The 19500-nt window shown below is 67.6% G+C and carries 21 protein-coding genes, 1 tRNA gene and 1 other RNA gene; 14 read left to right on the plus strand and 9 right to left on the minus strand.

Features of this window, described 5'->3' with window-relative positions; all coding sequences use genetic code 11:
- Positions 1-105 precede the first annotated feature (105 nt).
- The 5 genes from LEL84_RS07970 (at position 106) to LEL84_RS07990 (ending at position 2798) form a co-directional block, all read left to right on the plus strand.
- Positions 106-462 (plus strand): VOC family protein, encoded by a 357-nt coding sequence (locus tag LEL84_RS07970; RefSeq protein WP_226513749.1) that lies wholly within the window; start codon positions 106-108, stop codon positions 460-462.
- Positions 459-812, plus strand: coding sequence for an ArsR/SmtB family transcription factor (locus LEL84_RS07975; RefSeq protein WP_078113706.1), 354 nt, complete (start codon positions 459-461; stop codon positions 810-812). The genes LEL84_RS07970 and LEL84_RS07975 overlap by 4 nt, the downstream gene beginning before the upstream one ends.
- The gene (locus tag LEL84_RS07980; RefSeq protein WP_065631725.1) at positions 802-1335 is read left to right on the plus strand and encodes an SRPBCC domain-containing protein; all 534 of its coding nucleotides are present in this window, start codon (positions 802-804) and stop codon (positions 1333-1335) included. Before LEL84_RS07975 ends, LEL84_RS07980 begins: the two co-directional genes overlap by 11 nt.
- Positions 1336-1408: 73 nt before the next feature.
- Positions 1409-1651 carry a YciI family protein gene (locus tag LEL84_RS07985; RefSeq protein ID WP_226513750.1) on the plus strand — a complete coding sequence of 81 codons (243 nt, stop codon included), beginning with the start codon at positions 1409-1411 and terminating at the stop codon, positions 1649-1651.
- A gap of 118 nt (positions 1652-1769) precedes the next feature.
- A complete protein-coding gene (locus tag LEL84_RS07990) occupies positions 1770-2798 on the plus strand; it encodes a response regulator transcription factor (RefSeq protein WP_226513751.1) in 1029 nt (342 codons plus the stop codon).
- On the opposite strand, the gene LEL84_RS07995 is transcribed toward LEL84_RS07990, so the two are convergent.
- From LEL84_RS07995 to pgm, 4 genes are all read right to left on the minus strand, one after another.
- Positions 2795-3913: a class II histone deacetylase gene (locus LEL84_RS07995; RefSeq protein ID WP_226513752.1), complete on the minus strand. Its 1119-nt coding sequence runs from the start codon at positions 3911-3913 to the stop codon at positions 2795-2797. The two genes, LEL84_RS07990 and LEL84_RS07995, sit on opposite strands and share 4 nt — an antisense overlap.
- 189 nt (positions 3914-4102) lie before the next feature.
- A tRNA-Ala gene (locus LEL84_RS08000) sits at positions 4103-4175 on the minus strand.
- Positions 4176-4289: 114 nt separating this feature from the next.
- Positions 4290-5042, minus strand: coding sequence for a DsbA family protein (locus LEL84_RS08005; protein WP_065631552.1), 753 nt, complete (start codon positions 5040-5042; stop codon positions 4290-4292).
- A 92-nt stretch (positions 5043-5134) separates the two neighbouring features.
- Entirely contained in the window at positions 5135-6778 is a 1644-nt protein-coding gene (gene pgm / locus LEL84_RS08010; protein ID WP_226513753.1) for a phosphoglucomutase (alpha-D-glucose-1,6-bisphosphate-dependent), read from the minus strand.
- Between pgm and LEL84_RS08015 the strand changes: the two genes are divergently transcribed.
- Positions 6777-7535, plus strand: a complete 759-nt coding sequence (locus LEL84_RS08015) for a serine aminopeptidase domain-containing protein (RefSeq protein WP_226513754.1) — start codon at positions 6777-6779, stop codon at positions 7533-7535. The two genes, pgm and LEL84_RS08015, sit on opposite strands and share 2 nt — an antisense overlap.
- A gap of 2 nt (positions 7536-7537) precedes the next feature.
- Here the strand turns inward: LEL84_RS08015 and LEL84_RS08020 are convergent, their stop codons facing one another.
- The gene (locus LEL84_RS08020) at positions 7538-9319 is read right to left on the minus strand and encodes a long-chain-acyl-CoA synthetase (protein WP_226513755.1); all 1782 of its coding nucleotides are present in this window, start codon (positions 9317-9319) and stop codon (positions 7538-7540) included.
- Between the two features lie 189 nt (positions 9320-9508).
- Between LEL84_RS08020 and LEL84_RS08025 the strand changes: the two genes are divergently transcribed.
- From LEL84_RS08025 to LEL84_RS08055, 7 genes are all read left to right on the plus strand, one after another.
- The gene (locus LEL84_RS08025) at positions 9509-10744 is read left to right on the plus strand and encodes a CaiB/BaiF CoA transferase family protein (protein WP_068971896.1); all 1236 of its coding nucleotides are present in this window, start codon (positions 9509-9511) and stop codon (positions 10742-10744) included.
- 20 nt (positions 10745-10764) lie between these two features.
- Entirely contained in the window at positions 10765-11604 is an 840-nt protein-coding gene (locus LEL84_RS08030; RefSeq protein ID WP_065631555.1) for an ABC transporter ATP-binding protein, read from the plus strand.
- Positions 11601-12737 carry an ABC transporter permease gene (locus LEL84_RS08035; RefSeq protein ID WP_068971872.1) on the plus strand — a complete coding sequence of 379 codons (1137 nt, stop codon included), beginning with the start codon at positions 11601-11603 and terminating at the stop codon, positions 12735-12737. The genes LEL84_RS08030 and LEL84_RS08035 overlap by 4 nt, the downstream gene beginning before the upstream one ends.
- Positions 12734-13375: a class I SAM-dependent DNA methyltransferase gene (locus LEL84_RS08040; RefSeq protein ID WP_068971871.1), complete on the plus strand. Its 642-nt coding sequence runs from the start codon at positions 12734-12736 to the stop codon at positions 13373-13375. Before LEL84_RS08035 ends, LEL84_RS08040 begins: the two co-directional genes overlap by 4 nt.
- A gap of 64 nt (positions 13376-13439) precedes the next feature.
- Positions 13440-14363 (plus strand): metal ABC transporter substrate-binding protein, encoded by a 924-nt coding sequence (locus LEL84_RS08045; RefSeq protein ID WP_065631558.1) that lies wholly within the window; start codon positions 13440-13442, stop codon positions 14361-14363.
- Positions 14360-15181: a metal ABC transporter ATP-binding protein gene (locus LEL84_RS08050; protein ID WP_065631559.1), complete on the plus strand. Its 822-nt coding sequence runs from the start codon at positions 14360-14362 to the stop codon at positions 15179-15181. The genes LEL84_RS08045 and LEL84_RS08050 overlap by 4 nt, the downstream gene beginning before the upstream one ends.
- A complete protein-coding gene (locus tag LEL84_RS08055) occupies positions 15178-16056 on the plus strand; it encodes a metal ABC transporter permease (RefSeq protein ID WP_058253663.1) in 879 nt (292 codons plus the stop codon). Before LEL84_RS08050 ends, LEL84_RS08055 begins: the two co-directional genes overlap by 4 nt.
- 55 nt (positions 16057-16111) lie before the next feature.
- Here the strand turns inward: LEL84_RS08055 and ssrA are convergent.
- Positions 16112-16485: a transfer-messenger RNA gene (ssrA, locus tag LEL84_RS08060) on the minus strand.
- A gap of 206 nt (positions 16486-16691) precedes the next feature.
- On the opposite strand from ssrA, the gene LEL84_RS08065 reads away from it, so the two are divergent.
- The gene (locus tag LEL84_RS08065; protein ID WP_226513756.1) at positions 16692-17243 is read left to right on the plus strand and encodes a hypothetical protein; all 552 of its coding nucleotides are present in this window, start codon (positions 16692-16694) and stop codon (positions 17241-17243) included.
- A 1-nt stretch (position 17244) separates the two neighbouring features.
- Here LEL84_RS08065 and smpB read toward each other — a convergent pair whose 3' ends face one another.
- From smpB to ftsE, 3 genes are all read right to left on the minus strand, one after another.
- Positions 17245-17721: an SsrA-binding protein SmpB gene (smpB, locus tag LEL84_RS08070; protein ID WP_068971869.1), complete on the minus strand. Its 477-nt coding sequence runs from the start codon at positions 17719-17721 to the stop codon at positions 17245-17247.
- Positions 17722-17811: 90 nt separating this feature from the next.
- A complete protein-coding gene (gene ftsX, locus LEL84_RS08075) occupies positions 17812-18720 on the minus strand; it encodes a permease-like cell division protein FtsX (protein WP_058253666.1) in 909 nt (302 codons plus the stop codon).
- 53 nt (positions 18721-18773) lie between these two features.
- On the minus strand, positions 18774-19460 hold the full coding sequence (ftsE, locus tag LEL84_RS08080) for a cell division ATP-binding protein FtsE (protein ID WP_058253667.1): 687 nt from the start codon (positions 19458-19460) through the stop codon (positions 18774-18776).
- Positions 19461-19500: the final 40 nt, after the last annotated feature.

Here is a 19500-nt window from a genome sequence, read left to right on the forward strand (position 1 = left end):
TAGGGCACAGGCCGAGACCGGTCATGGCTCTCCACACCCTTGCGTGTTCCGTCAGCGATAGCTAACGTTAGCAATTACCGACATATACCGGCACAAGGAGTCCTCATGGGAGCACCAGTCGCATTCTTCGAGATCACCTCGCATGACCCCACCCGTCTCACCGCGTTCTATCGCGATCTGTTCGGCTGGACCATCGACGACAGTTCCGGCCCGGAATACTCGCTCGTCGACACCGGCGCAGGTGACGGCGCCGTCTCCGGCGGCATCGGCGCCGTGTCCGAACCCGGCGGGACCAGCGGGGTGAGTGTCTACATGCGCGTCGACGATCTGCAGGCGTCCCTCGACCGGGCCGAGGCACTCGGCGGCAAGGCACTCGTACCGCCCACAGACCTCCCGGATGGGTACGGCAGATTCGCGATGTTCGCCGACCCCGACGGCAACTCGATCGGACTCTGGGCGTGACCGACAAGTCCCCGGGCGTCGACGAGGCCCTGCGCGCGATGGCGGAGCCCCGCCGCCGCGCCATCCTCGAACTCGTCTCCGGCGAGGAGCTGTCCGCGGGCGACATCGCCGCCCGGTTCGACGTCAGCCGCACGGCGATCTCTCAACACATCACGGTGTTGAAAGACGCCGGGTTGCTGGCCGAACGCCGCGAGGGGACCCGACGCATCTACCGCGCCCGACCCGAGGGCATCGACCGACTACGCGACCTGCTCGACGACATGTGGGCGTCATCTCTCGACGTCGCGCGGCAACTGGTCGAGGCCGAACGCGGACTGACCGACGCCGACGAGGTGAACCGTGCCGGGTGAACGCGAGGTCGACGGCGCCGGAAGTCGCGATGGCGGTGCCGTTCTCCCGCTCCGACGGCCGCCGATACGTCAATCCACTACCGTCCGTAGCGATCTCGACCACGTCTTCACCACTTTTGTCCGGACCATCGGGGTCTGGTGGCCGCTGCAGCCGATGTCGATCGGCGGGGACCGGGCACGGACGGTGACCATCGACGAGTTCACCGGCGGCCGGGTCTATGAGACCTGGGACGACGGCACGACCGCCGAATGGGGTCGATTGGCGGTGTGGGAACCCCCGAGTCGGTTCGTCATGTCGTGGCTGAACACTCCCGAGCCGACCGAGGTCGAGCTGTCGTTCACCTCGCTCGGTCCGGCTCTGACGCGGGTGTCCGTGGAACACCGCGGCTGGGAGCATCTGAGCGAGGAACAGCTTCGCGAAGACTGCGCCGCGCCGGGCGGTTACAGCTCCGGCGCGTACTCCGGCGGCTGGGCCGCAGCCCTGGCGGCCTGCGTCGACGTCATCGAATCGACCCACCCCTGAAGAGAGAGCGTCAGAACATGACCCACTTCGTGTACAAACTCGTGCCGCCGCGTCCACCTTCGGTCCCGGCGACATGTCCGACGACGAGGCCGCCATCATGGGCCGCCACGGCGCGTACTGGTCGGGGCTCCTCGCCGACGGCACCGCGGTGATCTTCGGTCCCGTCGTCGACCCGACCGGCAACTGGGGCCTGGGCGTGGTGCGCGCCGACTCCGAGGACGATGTCCGGGCCATCAGCGCCGCCGACCCGGCCGTCACCTCGGGCCTCGCCCGCGTCGAGATCCTCCCCATGCCCGTGGGCATCGGGCGCGACTGACCGGAGAAGCCGTCGCAACAGCACTGTCGACCAGCCCCTCGGTACGTTGCCGGGAACCCCGCGGACCTGATGTCACCGACTTCCGGCGGCACCTGCGTCGCGTCCATACACTGACGAAATGAGCAATCCGGCAACCGATCTGACGCGGGGTGAGTTGACGCGGGCAGTGCGGCTGCTCCAGGGCCATGTGCACTTCGACGCCGCGCTGCTCATCCACCAGCCGGAGGGCGCACGGTCTCGGATCGTGTCCCGGGTGGGCTACTCCGCGGGCTCGGCCTGGGCTTTGCAGCACCTGTTCCCTCGTGACTACGAGGTCGGCTTCACCAGCCGGCTCAATCCCGCAGACGGCCTGCCTCTCTCGATCAGCGACGTCGGCGGGAGGGTACGCGAAGAGTTCACCCGTACCGTGCTGTTCGAGCAGTACCTGCGGGCCGAGGGTTTCGCCGACGGGATGACGGTCGAGTTGTTCGACGGTGGCAACTACGTGGGTCTCGCACATTTCTCCGCCCGACGCCCCGACGCATTCGCGGCGCCGCAGCGCGCGCTGGCCCGCGACCTGTCGGGCTTGCTCGCGCTGGTCCTGCGACCGGACCAGGGGGCGGAGAACATTCAGCGAGCACCATCGGCCGATCCGACGGACTCGGACGCACCGGCCCCGTCCACCGTCTACCTGCGCCCGGGCGCTCGGACCCGGTCGGCGGGTCCGGTGGACGTTCCGTTCATCGCCGAAGCCGCTTTCGAACATGTCGTGGACGGCTTCGCCGCCAGCGGGGTCGATGAACTCCGACACCTGTGGTGGCATCAGGGAACTCGGTACCGGGTGACGCTCTCGCGCCTGGGCGACTTCGGCGACCTCAGGGTGACCGCCCGGCCGGTGAACGCCGAGCAGGTGTGGCATCTGAGTCGACAGGAGGTGCGAGTGCTCAGCGGACTTGTGGTGGGACGCACCGACGCCGCGATCGCCGCAGGCCTGGATCTCAGTCCGCGGACGGTGCACACGCACATGGTGAACATCCGACGCAAGCTCGGGGTGGACCGACGAACCGAGGCGGCCGCCAGGGCGACGGCGACCGCCACGGTCATCCCCGGTCCCGCGACAGCCCCCGTCGCCGAACTGGCGCGGATCTACCGGGACTCGTTCCCCTAGGTGATATCCGCGAGCAGCTTTTTCGCCGCGTCGACCGCCTCGCGCTCGTGGGCGAGCAGGTCATCGCCGCCCATGGGACCCAGGATGGGCGCGAACGCATCGGCTGTACCGGTCGAGACGCCGGCGAGCTCCTCGACCACCGCCAGCCCGCAGAAGGGAACGTAGTACGGGCTGTAACCGCCCTCCTGGAGACAGACGAGCTTCCCGTCGGCCACCTCATCGGCCACGTCGATGATCTTACGGGCCAGCGAGCGGAACCCGTCGGCGCGCAGCATCATCCGCGCCAGCGGGTCCATCATCGATGCGTCGAATCCGCTCGCCACGATGATCAGTTCGGGCCGGTATGCGCGCAACGCGGGCAGCACCACGGCGTCGAAGGCGTACTCGTATGCGCCGCTGCCGCCACCGGGCGGCAGCGGAACGTTGAGCGTGTAACCGAACCCGTCGCCGGAACCCCGCTCGTCCCGGAATCCCGAGTCGGACGGAAAGCAGCGATCCTGGTGTACCGAGATGTTCAGCACCTTCGAGGACTCCCGGAAGATGTCCTGGGCGCCGTTCCCGTGGTGGACATCCCAGTCCACGATCGCCACCCGTTGCAGCCCGAGCGTCTCCAGCGCATGGGCCGCCGCGATCGCGCCGTTGTTGAAGATGCAGAACCCGCGGCCGGTGGCGCGCTCGGCGTGGTGTCCCGGCGGATTGATGAGTGCGTACGCGTTTCGCACCGTGCCGTCGACGACCGCACGAACAGCTTCGATCGCACCTCCGGCGGCGAGCAGCGCGATGTGATGGCCACCGTTGCCGAACGGCGACACCCCGTCGCCGGCGTCGCCGCCCTTGGGGAGGGCGCTCTCGCTCACGATGCGCTCATAGTGAGCGGCGTCGTGGACGCGGAGGATGTCCTCGCGGGTCGCGGGCCCCGGCTCGAGTTGCCGCAGCGAGTCGATCAATCCGGAGGCACTGATCAGCTCGTGAAGCCGTCGCTTGGTGTCGGGGTGTGCGACATGATGGGCGATCGGCTGCGTCAGTGCGTCGACGCTGGGCGGGAAGATGCCGCCGCTGCCTGTGTCTGCCCAGCCGTAGAGCGTGTTCCAGATGTATCCGGTGGTCGTTGCCACGATTGTTCCTTCCGTCCGAACCCGTGTGTCGGTGGACACAGCATCGGCGGAGCGGTGACAGCTGTCATCGGTACAAATACCGAGAGCGGATGAGCAAGGATCGGGGGAGGCACGGTCGACAACCGGTCTGGCGTCGTGGATTCATAAGAAAAGCCCGTCCCGACAGATGTCGGAACGGGCTTCGTTCGGTGGAGCTAAGGGGACTCGAACCCCTGACCCCCACACTGCCAGTGTGGTGCGCTACCAGCTGCGCCATAGCCCCGTATTTTGTTGTTCCGCCCTGTTCAAGGGCACTGGCGAAGTTACACCATCTCGGCGATACCAGCCAAATCGCCAGGACGCCGACCCGATCGGTGTCGAGTCGGCGTCCCGCGACTCAGGAGTTGCCACCACCCAGGATGCTGTCGAGCCAACCGGTGCCCTCGAGGACGCCGTTGACGGGCTCGCCGTCGTGCAGCACGGTCGGGGTGCCGACCTGGCCGCCGGTCGCCTTCGACAGTTCGTCGGTCGACTTCTGCGCGTTCTCCTCGGCCTGGGCGACCTTCGCATTGTCGGTGATGCACGTGGCGGTGGCCGGCGTCGCGCCCTGCTCGGTGGCGAGACGCGCGAGCTCGGGGCTGGTGATGTTGCCGGTGCCGTCCTCGGGCGGCTGGGCGGCGAACAGCGCGCTGTGGAATCGCAGGAACAGATCGGTGTTCTGCTCGTCGGCCACGCAGGTCAGCGCACCGGCAGCCCGCGAGCTGTAGTCACCGGTCGCCGACCGCGAGTTCAAGAAGTGCAGCGTGTGGTAGCGCACGCGGAGTTTGCCCTCGGTGACGGCCTTGGTGATGGCCGGTCCGGACTGCTGCTCGAACACCTTGCACACCGGACACATCGGGTCTTCGAAGACGTCGATGAGCGGAGCGGTCTCGGGACCGACGATCATCGTCGAACTCGACGCCAGCGCGGCTTGATCGGTGTCACCCTGATCGCGTCCGCTCCACCAGATCCCGCCGATCACGAGGCCCGCGATCACCAGGACCGCGATGCCGCCGAGCACGTAGGTCATCGTGTTCGACGGCGCGCTCGGCTGATACTTCGAGTTGGTGGTGCGGGGCACCGATGCTCCCGGCTTGCGCTTCTTGCTCACATTCCGACAATAACGGCGCCGCGCTGAAAATTGTCTGAGGGAACGTCCGGCCGGACCGGGGCGGTGACCACCACCGCCGTCCCGCTACTCGCTCACGCCCCCAGCGCCGCGTCGACGACGTGCTGCGCCTCGCTCTGCACCTGCGCGAGATGGTCTGCGCCCTTGAAGGATTCGGCGTAGATCTTGTAGACGTCTTCGGTCCCCGAGGGACGAGCCGCGAACCAGGCGTTCTCCGTCGTGACCTTCAGGCCGCCGATCGGGGCGCCGTTGCCCGGTGCGGTCGTCATGATCGCCGAGATGGGTTCGCCCGCCAGTTCCGTCGCCGTCACCTGCTCCGGCGACAGCTTCGACAGCACCGCCTTCTGCTCCCGGCTGGCCGGCGCGTCGATCCGCGCGTACGCCGTCGTCCCGTACTCCTCGGCGAGTTCGGCGTAGCGCTGCGACGGCGACTTGCCCGTCACCGCGAGGATCTCCGACGCCAGCAGCGCCATGATGATGCCGTCCTTGTCGGTCGACCACGGGCTGCCGTCGAAGGTCAGGAACGACGCCCCGGCGCTCTCCTCGCCACCGAAGGCGACGCGCCCGTTCAGCAGGCCGTCGACGAACCACTTGAAGCCGACGGGAACCTCGAGCAGCGGTCGTCCGATCCCGGCGACCACCCGGTCGATCAGCGACGACGACACGAGCGTCTTGCCGACGGCCGCCGACTCGGACCACTGCGGCCGGTGCGTGAACAGGTAGTCGATCGCGACGGCCAGGTAGTGGTTGGGGTTCATCAGACCGGCGTCGGGCGTGACGATGCCGTGCCGGTCCGAGTCGGCGTCGTTGCCGGTCGCGATGTCGTAGGAATCACGGGAGGAGATGAGTGAGGCCATCGCGTTGGCCGACGAACAGTCCATCCGGATCTTGCCGTCGGTGTCGAGCGTCATGAACGAGAACGTCGGGTCCACCGTCGGATTCACGACCGTCAGGTGCTCGAGGTTGTATCGGAGGCCCAGCAGCGCCCAATAGCCGACGGACGCGCCGCCGAGCGGGTCGGCGCCGATGTGGATGCCGGCGTCGCGGATCGCTCGCATGTCGACCACATCGCCGAGTCCGTCGATGTAGTTGAGGAGGAACGAGTAGTCCTGCACGAACTCGCTGCCGCGCGCGCGCTCGAACGGGATGCGCGCGACACCGTCGAGCTTCTGCTCGAGCAGTTCGTTCGCCCGCGCCGCGACGACCGAGGTGATCGAGGTGTCCGCAGGACCGCCGGTCGGCGGGTTGTACTTGAATCCGCCGTCCCGCGGCGGATTGTGTGACGGCGTCACGACGATGCCGTCGGACAGCACCCCCGGGTTGTCATGGTTGAACATGAGGATGGCGCGGCTGACCGCCGGCGTGGGTGTGAACGAGTCGCTCTCGGCGGTGTAGACGGTGATCTCGTTGGCCGCGAGCACTTCGAGTGCGGTGCGCCAGGCGGGGACCGAGAGAGCGTGGGTGTCGAACCCGATGAACAGCGGACCAGAGATCCCGGCGGAGCGGCGGTAGTCGACGATCGCCTGCGTCGTCGCGAGGATGTGGGCCTCGTTGAACGCGTTGTCGAAGCTCGATCCGCGATGCCCCGACGTCCCGAACACGACCTGCTGCAACGGGTCCGACGGGTCGGGTGTGTTGTCGTAATAGGCACGCACCAGGGCGTCCACGTCGACGAGGTCTTCGGGCAGGGCCAAGGTACCAGCGCGAGGATGTGCCATGACCGCGATTGTGCCACTCCACACGCCGTTCGCCCGGTCGACGAACCGATCCGTCCGGACCCGGATACCGAATCGCTACGGTGGGACGATCGTCGACGTCGCATCGAAGGGGCCTGCACACATGCTGATCGCCGGATTGTCGGGACTGCTGTCCCCCGGACGCCGATCCCCCGGCCTGCTCGTGCTCGTCCTGCCGGGCGGCACGGACAACAGCCACAAACCGTTCAGTCCCTGGCAGCCGTCCGCCCTGCGCATGTACCCGTTCACCTGGTCGCTGCGACTGCGATTCGGCCGGTCGGTGCGCGTCCACCAGGTCGGCTACCGCGTGTACGGCTGGAACGGCGACGACAACTCGCCTCTGCTCCCCGCCCGTGCGGCACTCGACGAGATCTGCCGACGGCACCCGGGCGTGCCGGTGGTCGCGATCGGACACTCGATGGGCGGACGCGTGGCCGCCCATCTCGCCGCCGACCGCCGGGTCATCGGCGTCCTCGGCCTGGCGCCGTGGTGGCAGTTCGCCGACTGGCGACACATTCAGCCCGGCGCGCGGGTCGTCGCGGTGCACGGCGACGCCGACACCCGCACGCTCGCGAAGCGGACCCGCAAGGGCATCGCCGAGCTCTCGGCGCTGGGCGTCGACGCCGAGTTCATCCCGGTCCCCGGCGGCGGTCACGCCATGCTCGATCACATCGGGCTCTGGCAGCGCAGCGCGCTCGACTTCGTCGGCGAGCGCCTGTCCGCGCTGCGCGGCGCCTGACCTCAGCGCGTCGGCCGGCCGGCCAACTCCTCGACGAACTCCGGATAGAACTCGACGTATTTCTCCCCGACGAGCACGTAGAGCGGATCGTCGCCGGTCTGCCCGTAGGCCTGTTTGCGGAGTTCGGTGCGCATGTTCTTGAACGTCGAGGTGTGTTCCAGCGCCTCGACGAGCCGGACGAACAACGGCACGGCGTACGCGGGCAGACCGTCGCGAACGTGCCGGGCGAGACCGTCGGCGTCGAAGGTCTCGCCGTCGCGCAGGCTCACCGCCGCCATGCCGGCCTTGCCGTCGACCCCCGGAACGGGCACACCGAACACGACCGCCTCCTCGACGGCGGGGTGCGCGTCGAGCACCGCCTCGACCTCGGTGGTGGCCACGTTCTCGCCCTTCCAGCGGAAGGTGTCGCCGATGCGGTCGACGAAGCCGATGTGCGAGAAGCCCTGATCGCGGACGACGTCGCCGCTGTTGAACCACTTGTCGCCCTTGCGCTTCGCGTCGCGGACGATCTTGCGCTCGGTCGCGGCCGGGTCGGTGTAACCGTCGAACGGCACCCGTGAATTGATCTGCGCGAGAAGCAATCCGGTGCCACCCTTCCCGACCGGCCGCACCCGCCCGTCTGGACCGCGCAGCGGCTCGCCGGTCTCCTCGTCGTATTCGACGATCGTGTACGGCAACGGCGAGAACCCGGCCGTCTTGGACAAGCCGAAGACGTTGATGAAACCGATGTTCGCCTCGCTCGCCGCATACAACTCGACGACGCGGTCGATACCGAACCGCTCGGTGAAGGCATCCCAGATGTCCGGGCGCAGACCGTTGCCGACGGCCAGCCGGAGGCGGTGCGCGCGATCGGTCGGCTTCGGCGGCTGCGCGAGGAGATAGCGGCACAGCTCACCGATGTAGGCGAACGCGGTGGCGTTGTTCTCGATGATCTCGTCGATGAACTTCGACGCCGAGAACTGCTTGCCGATGGCCAGGCAGGCGCCCGACGCGAGGACCGACGAGACCGAGATCGTGAGAGCGTTGTTGTGGTAGAAGGGCAACGCCGTGTACATGACGTCGTCGCCGCGCAGACGGATTCCCAGCCCGCCGATGCCGTTCATCGCCACCAGCCAGCGGTAATGACTCATCTTGCTGGCCTTCGGGTAACCCGTTGTGCCCGAGGTGAAGATGTAGATCGCGGTCGACCCGACCTCGATCGTGTCGGTGACCGGCCGGTTGAGCGGGGAGCAGCGCGCGGTCAGTGTGGCGAGTTCGGCGAAGGTGAACTCCTTCTCCGGCCGGCATCCGGCCGGCACCGATTCCAGCGCCTCCAGCAGATCGTGCTGATAGAGAACCACTTTCGGCTCGATGAGTCCGAGACTGTGTTCCAGCACCGCGCCGCGCTGATTGAAGTTGAGCATTCCGCAGATCGCCCCGATCTTGACGATCGCGAACATCGCGATGACGACATCGGGGTGATTACGCGAAAGCACCGCGACCACGTCACCGCGCCCGACACCCTCGCGAGTGAGGAGATCCGCGAGCCGGTTGGCCCGAGCATTGGCCTCGCGGTACGTGATCGACGCACCCTCGAACCGGAGGAAGTCCCGGTCGGGGTACTTCTGCGCACTCTGCTGGAACCGCTTGCCGATGGACACCTTCGTGGTCGGCGGTGTGGGCAGCATCGCCGGTAGGGTCCGCAGAATCGTGCCGGCGTCACGACGCAACGACGCGACTCCCGACACCATGTCGGCCAGCCGGATGTCCGGCAGCAGTCCCGTGCCCGGCGCCTGATCAACCATGTTCTGCCCGCCCCTTCGGTGTGTTCGACGACACACACCCTAGCGTCGGCTCGTACTCATTGACACATCGGGGTTGATTTGTTTCAAACGTTCCGAGTGTGTCGAGCCAGCAGGCGAGACCGCACCGCGATCGGCCGGCCACCCGGGCCGACCCTTGGCGCACGCCGGGTGACCGGCCACACTGTCTGGATGACCGACACCTCGCCGAGACCGATGAGCGACCGTCCCGCCGGCCCGCTCGACGGCGTCACCGTCCTCGAACTGGGCACGCTCATCGCCGGACCACACGCGGCACGGCTGTTGGGTGACATGGGCGCGGACGTCATCAAGATCGAACCGCCCGGCAAGCCCGATCCGATCCGCACCTGGGGACAGGCGGAGGTCGACGGTCACCGCTTCTATTGGACGGTGCACGGCCGCAACAAGAAGGCGGTGACCCTCGATCTGCGGGCGGACCGAGGGCGCGAGCTGTTCCTCGATCTCGTCGAACGGGCCGACATCATCGTCGAGAATTTCCGTCCCGGGACGCTCGAGCGGCTCGGCATCGGCCCGGATGTACTGTCCGCTCGCAACCCGGGCATCGTCGTGGTGCGGGTCTCGGGCTACGGCCAGACCGGCCCGGATTCGACACGAGCCGGGTACGCCTCCGTCGCCGAGGCCGCCAGCGGTCTGCGGTATCTCAACGGCTACCCCGGACAGCTCCCGCCCCGGCTGGCGCTGTCACTCGGCGACACCCTGGCCGGTATGTTCGCCGCGCAGGGCGCCCTCGCGGCACTGTACCGGCGTTCGGTGACCGGCGAGGGGCAGGTCGTCGACACCTCCCTCATCGAATCGTGTGTCGCCGTGCAGGAATCGGCCATCGCGGACTACGACGCAGGTGGCGTCGTCCGCGGCCCGTCGGGCACCCGGCTCGACGGCATCGCACCGTCGAACCTCTACCCGACCAGCGCGGGCACGCACGTCATCATCGCCGCCAACCAGGATTCGGTGTTCGCCCGGCTGTGCGCGGCGATGGGACAACCCGAGCTCGCGACCGACGACCGCTTCGTCGATCACGCCGCGCGCGGACGCAACCAGGACGAGCTCGACGATTTGATCGGCGAATGGTCGCGGCAGTACACACCGGAGAAGCTGACCGAAGTACTCGGTGCCGCGGGAGTCGTTGTCGGACCGGTGAACTCCGTCGCCGAGGTGGTCGCCGACCCGCATCTACAGGCACGGGGGATGATCGCCGAACACTACGACGAGCGTGCGCACCGCACCGTCCTCGGTCCCGGCGTCGTGCCACAGTTCAGCGACACCCCCGGTGGCATCCGCAACGCCGGTCCCCCCGCCCCCGGTTGCGACAACGAGGCCGTCTACGGCGGATTGCTCGGGCTGCCCGAAGACGAGATCGCGGCGTTGCGGACGGCCGGGGTCATCTGACACTCGGCTACGGTCGAGCCATGTCACTGGTCGCGACCGGGCTCTCGCGCACCTTCGGCCGGCACACGGCCGTCGCCGATGCGAGCCTCGAACTCGGATCCGGCAGGATCACCGGGCTCGTGGGGCCCAACGGGGCGGGCAAGACCACCCTGCTCCTGCTTCTCGCCGGCCTGCTCGCCCCCGACACCGGTGCGATCGTGGTCGACGACGCGCCGGCGAAGCCGGCGGACATGCGTCGACTGACGGGGTGGATGCCGGACATCTTCGGCACCTGGGAAAGCCTCACGACGCACGAGATCCTGACGACCTTCGCCAAGCTGTACGGAATGCCCACCACCCAGGCGCGGCAACGCGCCGCCGAACTGCTCGAGTCGGTCCATCTCACCGATTTCGCGACACGGCCGGCGCACGAGCTGTCGCGCGGCCAGAAACAGCGCCTCGGCTTCGCCCGAGCCCTGGTGCACCGGCCCCGGATTCTGCTGCTCGACGAGCCGGCATCCGGAATGGACCCGCGGTCACGGATGGAGCTGCGCGGCCACTTGCGCCGCCTCGCCGACGACGGGTGCGCCATCCTGGTGTCCTCGCACATCCTCTCCGAGCTGGAGGAGATGGTCGACGACGTCGTGCTGATGACCGGGGGCCGAACCCGCACACCGCACGGTGCGGCCGGCGGGGTGTGGCGGATCCGGCTCGTCGGGCAGCCGCCCGGGCAGGCGCGGGAAGTTCGCTTCGACGACGAGTCCGCTGCCGCGCGGCACCTCGCGCAGGTGGTGTCGTCCGGTGCGGCGGTCAGCGAATTCGCTCCTGTGTCCTCCGGCATCGAAGATGCCTACCTCGCACTCGACCCGGAGCGCCGATGACCACCGAGACGCACGAAGCAGATGTCTCGCCGCGGGCCCGATTCTCGTCGTGGTGGCGGATGGTCGGGGTCATCGTCGAACTCGAACTCCGCCAACGGCTACGGACGACGAGATGGAAGGCCACGCTCGTCGTCGCCTTCGTCGTGACCTCCCTCGCCGTCTTCGGATCGATGTACCTGGCCGTCGGGGCATTCGGCGGCACCTACGCCGGGTGGGCGTCGAATCTGTACGGGCTCCTGATCGGATTCCTGGTGCTACTCGGGATCATCGTGGCCCCAACCCTGGCGGCGACCACGATCAACGGTGACCGCAAGGACGCGACCCTGGCCGTGGTGCAGGACACCGCGATCAGCAATTGGCAACTCGCACTCGGCAAGCTCATCGGCAGTTGGGTGGCGGGGATGGCCTTGGTCGCCGTCGCCGCACCGTATGTGATCTGGGGCTTGGTCGAAGCGCCGCAACCGATCTGGCGCGGGGTGGTCGGCGCGGTCGTCCTCGCGCTCGTCTTCGCTTGCTACGCGGGGATCGGACTCGGGTTCTCCGCGGTGACGGCGCGACCGGCAGGGTCCGCGGTGCTGACGCAAGCCGCCGTCTTCTTCCTCCTGCTCGGCCTGCCGGTGGTGTTCGGCCTGCTGTATCCGACAGTCGCGCAGACGCATTCGGTGGTCCGCACCGACACGACGGTGACCGATCCATCGAGCCCGACGCCCACCTGGACGTGTCGCGAGGTCACCCGAGGAGAGGAATTCCACCACCACGAACGCATCTGGTGGCTCCTCGCCCCGAACCCGTTCTTCATCGTGGCCGACGCCGTCTCCTCGCCGCCGCAGAACCCGATGAGGACCTCCGACAGCACGGCAGCCCAGGAGATCGCACGGACTCTGTCGGCAGTCCGGGCGGGTCCGTACATCGGCCCGCGGACATGTGCCGACATCTCCTACGGTTACAGCGACGGGAGCGACCCCACCGGCCATCGCGCCCGTGAAGCAGCACATGAGACGTCCGAGATGGGCCACTCGTGGTACGTCGGCCTGGGGATCTATCTGGCGCTCGGCGGACTCGGATACGGTGCCGCGGCACGTCGTCTGCGGATCCCTGCGGGCAAGCTGCCGCGCGGAGTCCGGATCGCATGAGTGCCGGCGACGACTCTGCCGGGTATCAGCCCGGTTACGACGCCCTCGCCGACCTGTACGCCGAGACATTCCCCTCGCCGTTCTCGAACGCGCTGCAGCGCCGTGTGATCGAGTCCTTCGTCGACCACGTTCGCGGGAGCGGGATCCCCGGGACCGTGCTGGACGTGGGTTGCGGACCGGGCGGTGTGACGGCGGAATTGGCTTCCGCCGGTCTCGATGTGATCGGCGTCGATCCGAGCGCCGAGATGCTGCGGATCGCGAGATCGTCGCATGCCGACCTACGCTTCGTTCTCGACGACGCGCATTTGACCTCGACGGAGCTCGACGACATCGACGTCGCCGCAATCGTGGCGCGCTTCAGCCTGATCCATGTGCCACCCGCGTCCGTTCCCGGCATTCTCGACGGCTGGGCCGGTCGGATGCCCACCGGCGGCGGCGTGCTGGTCGCCGGGCAGACGATCGACACCGACGAGATCGTCGAATTCGATCATCGGGTGGCGCCCGCCTGGCGTTGGCACCCGGATCGGATGGCGGCGGCCCTGGCCGACGCTGGTTTCGACGAGGAGTGGCGCACGGTGAAGCGTGCCGACGACACCCACCGCTTCGCCGAGTTCCATCTCCTCGCGATACGCCGATGACGCTGCTCCCGGGCACGTAGCCCCCGAACTAGAAAGTTCGGCGAACCGAAACTATAGTGTCGGCATGCCCAAGCTCGTGCGTCGCCGGTTCGTCACCGTCGGGGCACTGCTTGCTGCCGTGTGCACGATCCTCGCAGGATGCACGCTGTCGAGTCGGCTGCCCGACGAGAAGGTCGTGCTCACCACGTTCACCGTGCTCGCCGACATCGCCTCGGAGGTCGCCGGCGACCGTCTGCAGGTGGAGTCGATCACCAAGCCGGGAGCCGAGATCCACGGCTACGAGCCGACTCCCGGCGACATCCGCCGGGCCGCGACCGCGTCGCTCGTCCTCGACAACGGTCTCAACCTCGAAGCCTGGTTCGCCCAGTTCGTCGACGGCCTCGACGTCCGGCACGTCGTCGTCAGCGAGGGTGTCGAACCGATCGACATCGCGTCGGATGCCTATGCGGGCAAGCCGAATCCGCATGCGTGGATGAGTCCGGTGAATGTGCAGATCTATGTCGACAACATGGTGCGCGCGTTCACCGAGCTCGACCCCGACGGCGCCGCCACCTTCGAATCGAACGCGACCGCGTACAAGCGGCAGCTCCAGCAGGTACAGACCGATCTCACCTCCGCACTCGCCGGACTACCCGCCAACGAGCGGGCCCTCGTCACCTGCGAGGGCGCGTTCTCGTATCTCGCCCGCGACGCCGGACTCGTCGAGCGCTACATCTGGCCGGTCAACGCCGAACAGCAGGCGACGCCGCAACAGGTCGCCGAGACGATCGACTTCGTCCGGGCGAACCGTGTCCCCGGCGTGTTCTGCGAGTCCACGGTCTCCGACGCCCCGATGCGACAAGTCGTGAACGCGACCGACGCCCGGTTCGGCGGCACCCTGTACGTCGACTCGCTCTCCGAGGCCGACGGCCCCGTACCCACCTATCTCGACCTCATCCGCCACGACGTCGCGACCATCGTGTCGGGCCTGACCGGGAGCAACACGTGAACGTCTCAGCGACAAGCGGTTCCGCCATCGAGGTGACGGACGTGACCGTACGGTACGGCGACATCCTCGCGCTCGACCACGCGTCGGTACGAGTACCGTCCGGCCAGGTGTGCGGCCTCGTCGGGATGAACGGATCGGGCAAGTCGACGCTGTTCAAGACGATCGTGGGGTCGGTGACCCCGACGACCGGCACGGTCCGGCTCGGCGGCCGGACCCCCGCCGCGGCGCGTCGGGCCGGCGCGCTCGGTTACGTGCCGCAGTCCGAGGACATCGACTGGAGCTTCCCGGTCTCGGTCCGTGACGTCGTGATGACGGGTCGCTACGGCCATCTCGGATTCACGCGCCGCCCCAAGCGGGCCGACCACGACGCCGTCGACGAAGCCCTCGCACGCGTCGAGCTCACCGACTTCGCCGACCGCCAGATCGGCCAGTTGTCCGGCGGGCAGCGCAAGCGGGCCTTCGTGGCCCGCGGCATCGCACAGGAAGCCGAGATCCTGCTGCTCGACGAACCGTTCGCCGGCGTCGACAAACGCACCGAGGGGACCATCACCGCACTGCTACGCGAACTCGCCGATGCCGGGACGACGATCCTGGTGTCCACGCACGATCTGCAGGTCCTGCCCGAGCTGGCCGACGAGGCGATCCTGCTGATGCGCCGCGTGATCGCGCAGGGCGCGCCGGCCGAGGTGATCACCACCGACAACCTCGTCCGCGCGTTCGGGCTCGATCCGCTCGCCCGACCGACGTTCGAACGCCTCGAGTCCGAACGCCTCGAGTCCGGGCGCCTCGCCACCGATCGCCACGAGGAGGTCTCGTGAACATCGTCGACATCCTTCTCGACCCGTTCGCCTACGCGTTCATGACGCGTGCCCTGTGGGCGACGCTGATCGCCTCGGTCGTGTGTGCGCTGTTGTCGTGCTGGCTCGTGCTGATCGGCTGGTCGCTGATGGGTGACGCGGTCTCGCACGCGGTGCTGCCGGGCGTGGTCCTCGCCTACATCGTCGGCGTGCCGTTCGCCATCGGCGCGGTGATCTTCGGCTTCCTGGCGGTGGCACTGATCGGCGCTGTCCGCGACGGCGGCCGGGTCAAGGAGGACGCCGCCATCGGCATCGTCTTCACCACCCTCTTCGCCTTCGGCCTGGTGCTGATCTCGGTGACGCCGAGCCAGACCGACCTGAACCACATCATCTTCGGCAACCTCCTGGGCGTCTCGACGTCGGATCTCGTGCAGATCGCGATCCTGGGTGCGATCGTGGCGACCTTGCTGCTGCTCAAGAGACGCGACTTCACCCTCTACGCCTTCGACCGCACGCACGCCTTCGCGATCGGACTCAGCCCGAAACTCCTCGGCGCGGCCCTTCTCGCGCTGCTCGCCCTCACCGCGGTGACCGCGCTGCAGGTGGTCGGCATCGTGCTCGTGGTCGCGATGCTCATCATCCCCGGCGCGACGGCCCGACTGCTCACCGATCGCTTCGGCCGGATGCTCGTCATCGCGCCCGCGATCTCGGCGATCTGCGGGGTCATCGGCCTCTACGTCTCCTACTACCAGGACACCTCCCCCGGCGGGATGGTCGTCCTCGTCCAGGGCATCGCGTTCTTCGGTGTCTACCTGTTCAGCCCGACCCACGGCGTCGTCACCAAACGACGCAAGCATCGCGAGAGCGCGACGCTCGATGCGCTGAGTACCGGTTAGCGAACCGGCCGGCGCGAAACGAAAGGCGCCCCACCGAATCCGGTGGGGCGCCTTCTCGTGGAGCTGCCGGGAATTGAACCCGGGTCCTCCGTCGTGTTGTTAGGGCTTCTCCGTGTGCAGTCCGCTATGTCTCTACTCGGATCTCTCGGTCACGCGAACAAGCCGAGATGACGATCCCAGTCGCTGTTTGATGTTCCGACCTCACCCGCGACCGGCGAGGACGGTGAGCTCCCATGGATGATGCCGGCAACCGGGTCTGGGAGCATAACCCGGGCCGACAGACTAGCCGGCGCTACTCAGGCAGCGAGGGCGTAGTCGCGCTGATTGGAATCGGCGCTTAATTGGTTGCTGCGACGCTCACGGTGGTCTCCAGCCTGCACCGACACGCTTCCCCTATCTCGACGCACGAAGTCGAAACCGATCAGCCCCGAGTAGGACCCGCCGACCGGAGTCAGCGGGCACTTCAGTCTAACAACTCGTCACTCAGAGTTCATTCCCATTACCGGTCGCCTACCGCTCGCCGCGATCACCAGCGCTTTCACAGCTGACCGACAGCGTCGACCAAGACACCGCCGGGATTGTGGAGACCTCGTGAGCCGAGGACGGACTCGGCCGACCGACGAGAGCGAGATCGCATGACCTCCCCGACCTCTGGCGGACACGACCCCGACAGCAGCTCCCCGGCCCCGCCGGCACCCGCGACATCTGACGACGCCGCGACCACGCCGACAAGCCCGGCGCCGACCCCGGGAGCGAACTCCCACGAGTCCATCGGCGCAGGCGACTCACCCGATTCACGCGGCCCGGTCATCGAACCGAGCCCGGTGGCACCGAAGACCGCACCGGCCCGGTCGGCCCTGCTCGCTGGCGCAGCCGGGCTGGCCATCGTCGCGGGCGCACTCGGCTTCGGCGCCGGCTACATCACCGGGGACAACACGACGCCCGAGCGGCCGTCGCCGGCCGCCGTCTGGCAGCAGGGCGGCAACGGGCCCGGAATGGGCGGCGGTCCCCAGATGGGTGGACCACAGATGGGTGAACCGCAGATGCGTGGCCCCGGGATGGGCGGCCTGCCGGGCCGACAGAACCAGGAGGGTGAGAGCGGCTCCGAATCCGACGACCAGAACGGACCGAACACACCGCCGGGAACGCCGACAGAGCAACCGGGCCAGGCCGACACCGGCGCCTGAGTCAGCCCATGCCCTTCACGCGGCGGCCGACCTCACGTTCGACCTCGCGTTGAGCGGTCCGCTTGGCGATGTCCTGGCGCTTGTCGTGCGCCTGCTTGCCACGGGCCAGCGCGAGCTCGACCTTCACCTTGCCGTCGTTGAAATACATCGACAGCGGCACCAGCGTGAGGTTGCCGTCGCGGATCTTGCCGACGAGGTTGTCGATCTCGCGTCGGTGCATCAGCAGTTTGCGCTTGCGGCGGACCGAGTGGTTGGTCCAGGAGCCGTTGCCGTACTCGGCGATGTGCAGGGCATGAAGCCACACCTCGCCGTCGTCGATCGTCGCGAACGCGTCGACCAGCGAGGCCTTGCCCGCCCGCAGGCTTTTCACCTCGGTGCCGACCAGGACGACGCCGGCCTCGTAGACGTCGAGGATGGCGTAGTTGTGCCGCGCCTTGCGGTTGGACGCGATCACATTGCGTCCTTTTTCCTGCGGCATACACTCACCTCCTCGTAGTGTGGTCGATCGCCCTGTTGGTGACCGACCGGTTGCTGATCGCCGACAATCCGAACCGCCCGGACGGACCGATCATTCCCGGACATAGACACGAAGCGTGACATACGCGGTCGCACCCGCCAACACAATTCCGCCGAGCACCAGCCACGGTGCGACGAACAGTACGTCGGTCAGCTCGATCCGGGCGAAGAAGCTGACCCCGTACAGCTCGCGTAACGCATTGTCGAAGAAGAACTTCTTGGCCAACAGCAGACCGCCGATGGCCAGCATCGAGCCGACAAAGGCCGACACCACCGCCTCGAGTAGGAACGGCAACTGTGTGTACCAGCGGGTCGCGCCGACGAGGCGCATGATCGACACCTCGGTCCGTCTGGTGAACGCCGCGACCTGAACCGTGTTGATGATCAACAGGATGGCGGCGATCGCCAGGACCGAGGCGATGGCGAAGGTCGCGTTGCGGACGCCGTCGAGGACGCTGAAGATCCGCTGCACGAGCTTGCGGTCGTCCTTGAAGGCGTCCACCCCCAGGTCTTTCCGCGTCGCGTACTTGGTGAGCACCGCGTCGAACTGGCCGGGATCGGACACCCGCACGCGCAGCGAGGCCGGTAGCGTGCCCTCGACGATGTTCTCGGCGAGATCGGGGTTGTTCGCGAAGATCTCCTTCGCGCGTTTGAAGGCCTCGTCCTTGTCGAGGTAGGTCACCGAGGTGACGCCGGGTTCGTTCTCGAGCCCGCGGCGAAGCTGGGCGCACGGGTCGGACTCGCACTGCGGATCGCGTTCGGTCACCTCGGGATTGAGATAGAACTCCATCTCCACCCGGTCGAGGAAGATCTGCTGACTCTTGTCCGCCATCTGGATCACCAGGAGCCCACCGCCGAACATTCCCAGCGTGATCGCGGTGGTGATGATCATCGCGATGGTCATGGTCGCGTTGCGGCGGAGTCCGTGGAGAACCTCGCTGATGATGAAATTCGCTCGCATGTCTGCTCAGACAGTCCTTGGGTCTCGGGGAAGTGTGTCGGGTCGACTGCGCGTCAGCCGATTCCGTACACGCCCTGCGGGTCGTTGCGGACGAGTTGGCCGCTGTCGAACTCGAGAACCCGTCGTCGCATCGCGTCGACGATGTGCCGGTCGTGGGTGGCCATCACCACCGTGGTGCCGCGGCGGTTGACCCGGTCGAGGACGTCGACGATCTCCTCGCTGGTCTCGGGATCGAGGTTGCCGGTGGGCTCGTCGGCCAGGAGCACCAGCGGACGGTTCACGATGGCGCGGGCGATGGCCACGCGCTGCATCTCGCCGCCCGACAACTCGTTCGGCATGCGATCGTGCTTCCCTTCCAGGCCGACGTACTCGAGCACCTCCGGCACCACCCGCTGGATGGTGGAGCGAGGCCGACCGATCACCTCGAGCGCGAACGCGACGTTCTCGGCCACCGTCTTCTTCTGGAGCAGACGGAAGTCCTGGAACACACACCCGATCGACTGCCGCAGCTTCGGCACGCTGCGCGCCTTCAGTCGGTTGACGTGGAACTCCCCGAGGTACACCTCGCCGCTCGTCGGGCGGTCCTCCTTGAGGAGCAGACGGAAGAACGTCGACTTACCTGATCCCGACGGACCGATCAGGAACGCGAACTCCCCCTTGTCGACCTCGAAGCTCAGATCTCGCAGAGCGGGTCGACTGGACGCCTTGTACTGCATCGTGACGTTCTCCAGCTTGATCACGATGTGCCAGTGTAACGACGACTCCTGAGAGCGCGTTCAG

This window comes from Gordonia sp. WA4-43 (assembly GCF_020520305.1).
In the GTDB taxonomy this organism is placed as follows: Bacteria; Actinomycetota; Actinomycetes; order Mycobacteriales; family Mycobacteriaceae; genus Gordonia; species Gordonia hongkongensis.

Bases quoted from the DNA above. Each gene is read 5' to 3' on its own strand.
- LEL84_RS07970 (WP_226513749.1), top strand. From the start codon at position 106: ATGGGAGCACCAGTCGCATTCTTCGAGATCACCTCGCATGACCCCACC.
- LEL84_RS07985 (WP_226513750.1), top strand. From the start codon at position 1,409: ATGTCCGACGACGAGGCCGCCATCATGGGCCGCCACGGCGCGTACTGG.
- LEL84_RS07990 (WP_226513751.1), top strand. From the start codon at position 1,770: ATGAGCAATCCGGCAACCGATCTGACGCGGGGTGAGTTGACGCGGGCA.
- LEL84_RS08015 (WP_226513754.1), top strand. From the start codon at position 6,777: ATGACCGCGATTGTGCCACTCCACACGCCGTTCGCCCGGTCGACGAAC.
- pgm (WP_226513753.1), bottom strand. From the start codon at position 6,778: ATGGCACATCCTCGCGCTGGTACCTTGGCCCTGCCCGAAGACCTCGTC.
- LEL84_RS08020 (WP_226513755.1), bottom strand. From the start codon at position 9,319: ATGGTTGATCAGGCGCCGGGCACGGGACTGCTGCCGGACATCCGGCTG.
- LEL84_RS08025 (WP_068971896.1), top strand. From the start codon at position 9,509: ATGACCGACACCTCGCCGAGACCGATGAGCGACCGTCCCGCCGGCCCG.
- LEL84_RS08030 (WP_065631555.1), top strand. From the start codon at position 10,765: ATGTCACTGGTCGCGACCGGGCTCTCGCGCACCTTCGGCCGGCACACG.
- LEL84_RS08035 (WP_068971872.1), top strand. From the start codon at position 11,601: ATGACCACCGAGACGCACGAAGCAGATGTCTCGCCGCGGGCCCGATTC.
- LEL84_RS08040 (WP_068971871.1), top strand. From the start codon at position 12,734: ATGAGTGCCGGCGACGACTCTGCCGGGTATCAGCCCGGTTACGACGCC.
- LEL84_RS08045 (WP_065631558.1), top strand. From the start codon at position 13,440: ATGCCCAAGCTCGTGCGTCGCCGGTTCGTCACCGTCGGGGCACTGCTT.
- LEL84_RS08065 (WP_226513756.1), top strand. From the start codon at position 16,692: ATGACCTCCCCGACCTCTGGCGGACACGACCCCGACAGCAGCTCCCCG.
- smpB (WP_068971869.1), bottom strand. From the start codon at position 17,721: ATGCCGCAGGAAAAAGGACGCAATGTGATCGCGTCCAACCGCAAGGCG.
- ftsX (WP_058253666.1), bottom strand. From the start codon at position 18,720: ATGCGAGCGAATTTCATCATCAGCGAGGTTCTCCACGGACTCCGCCGC.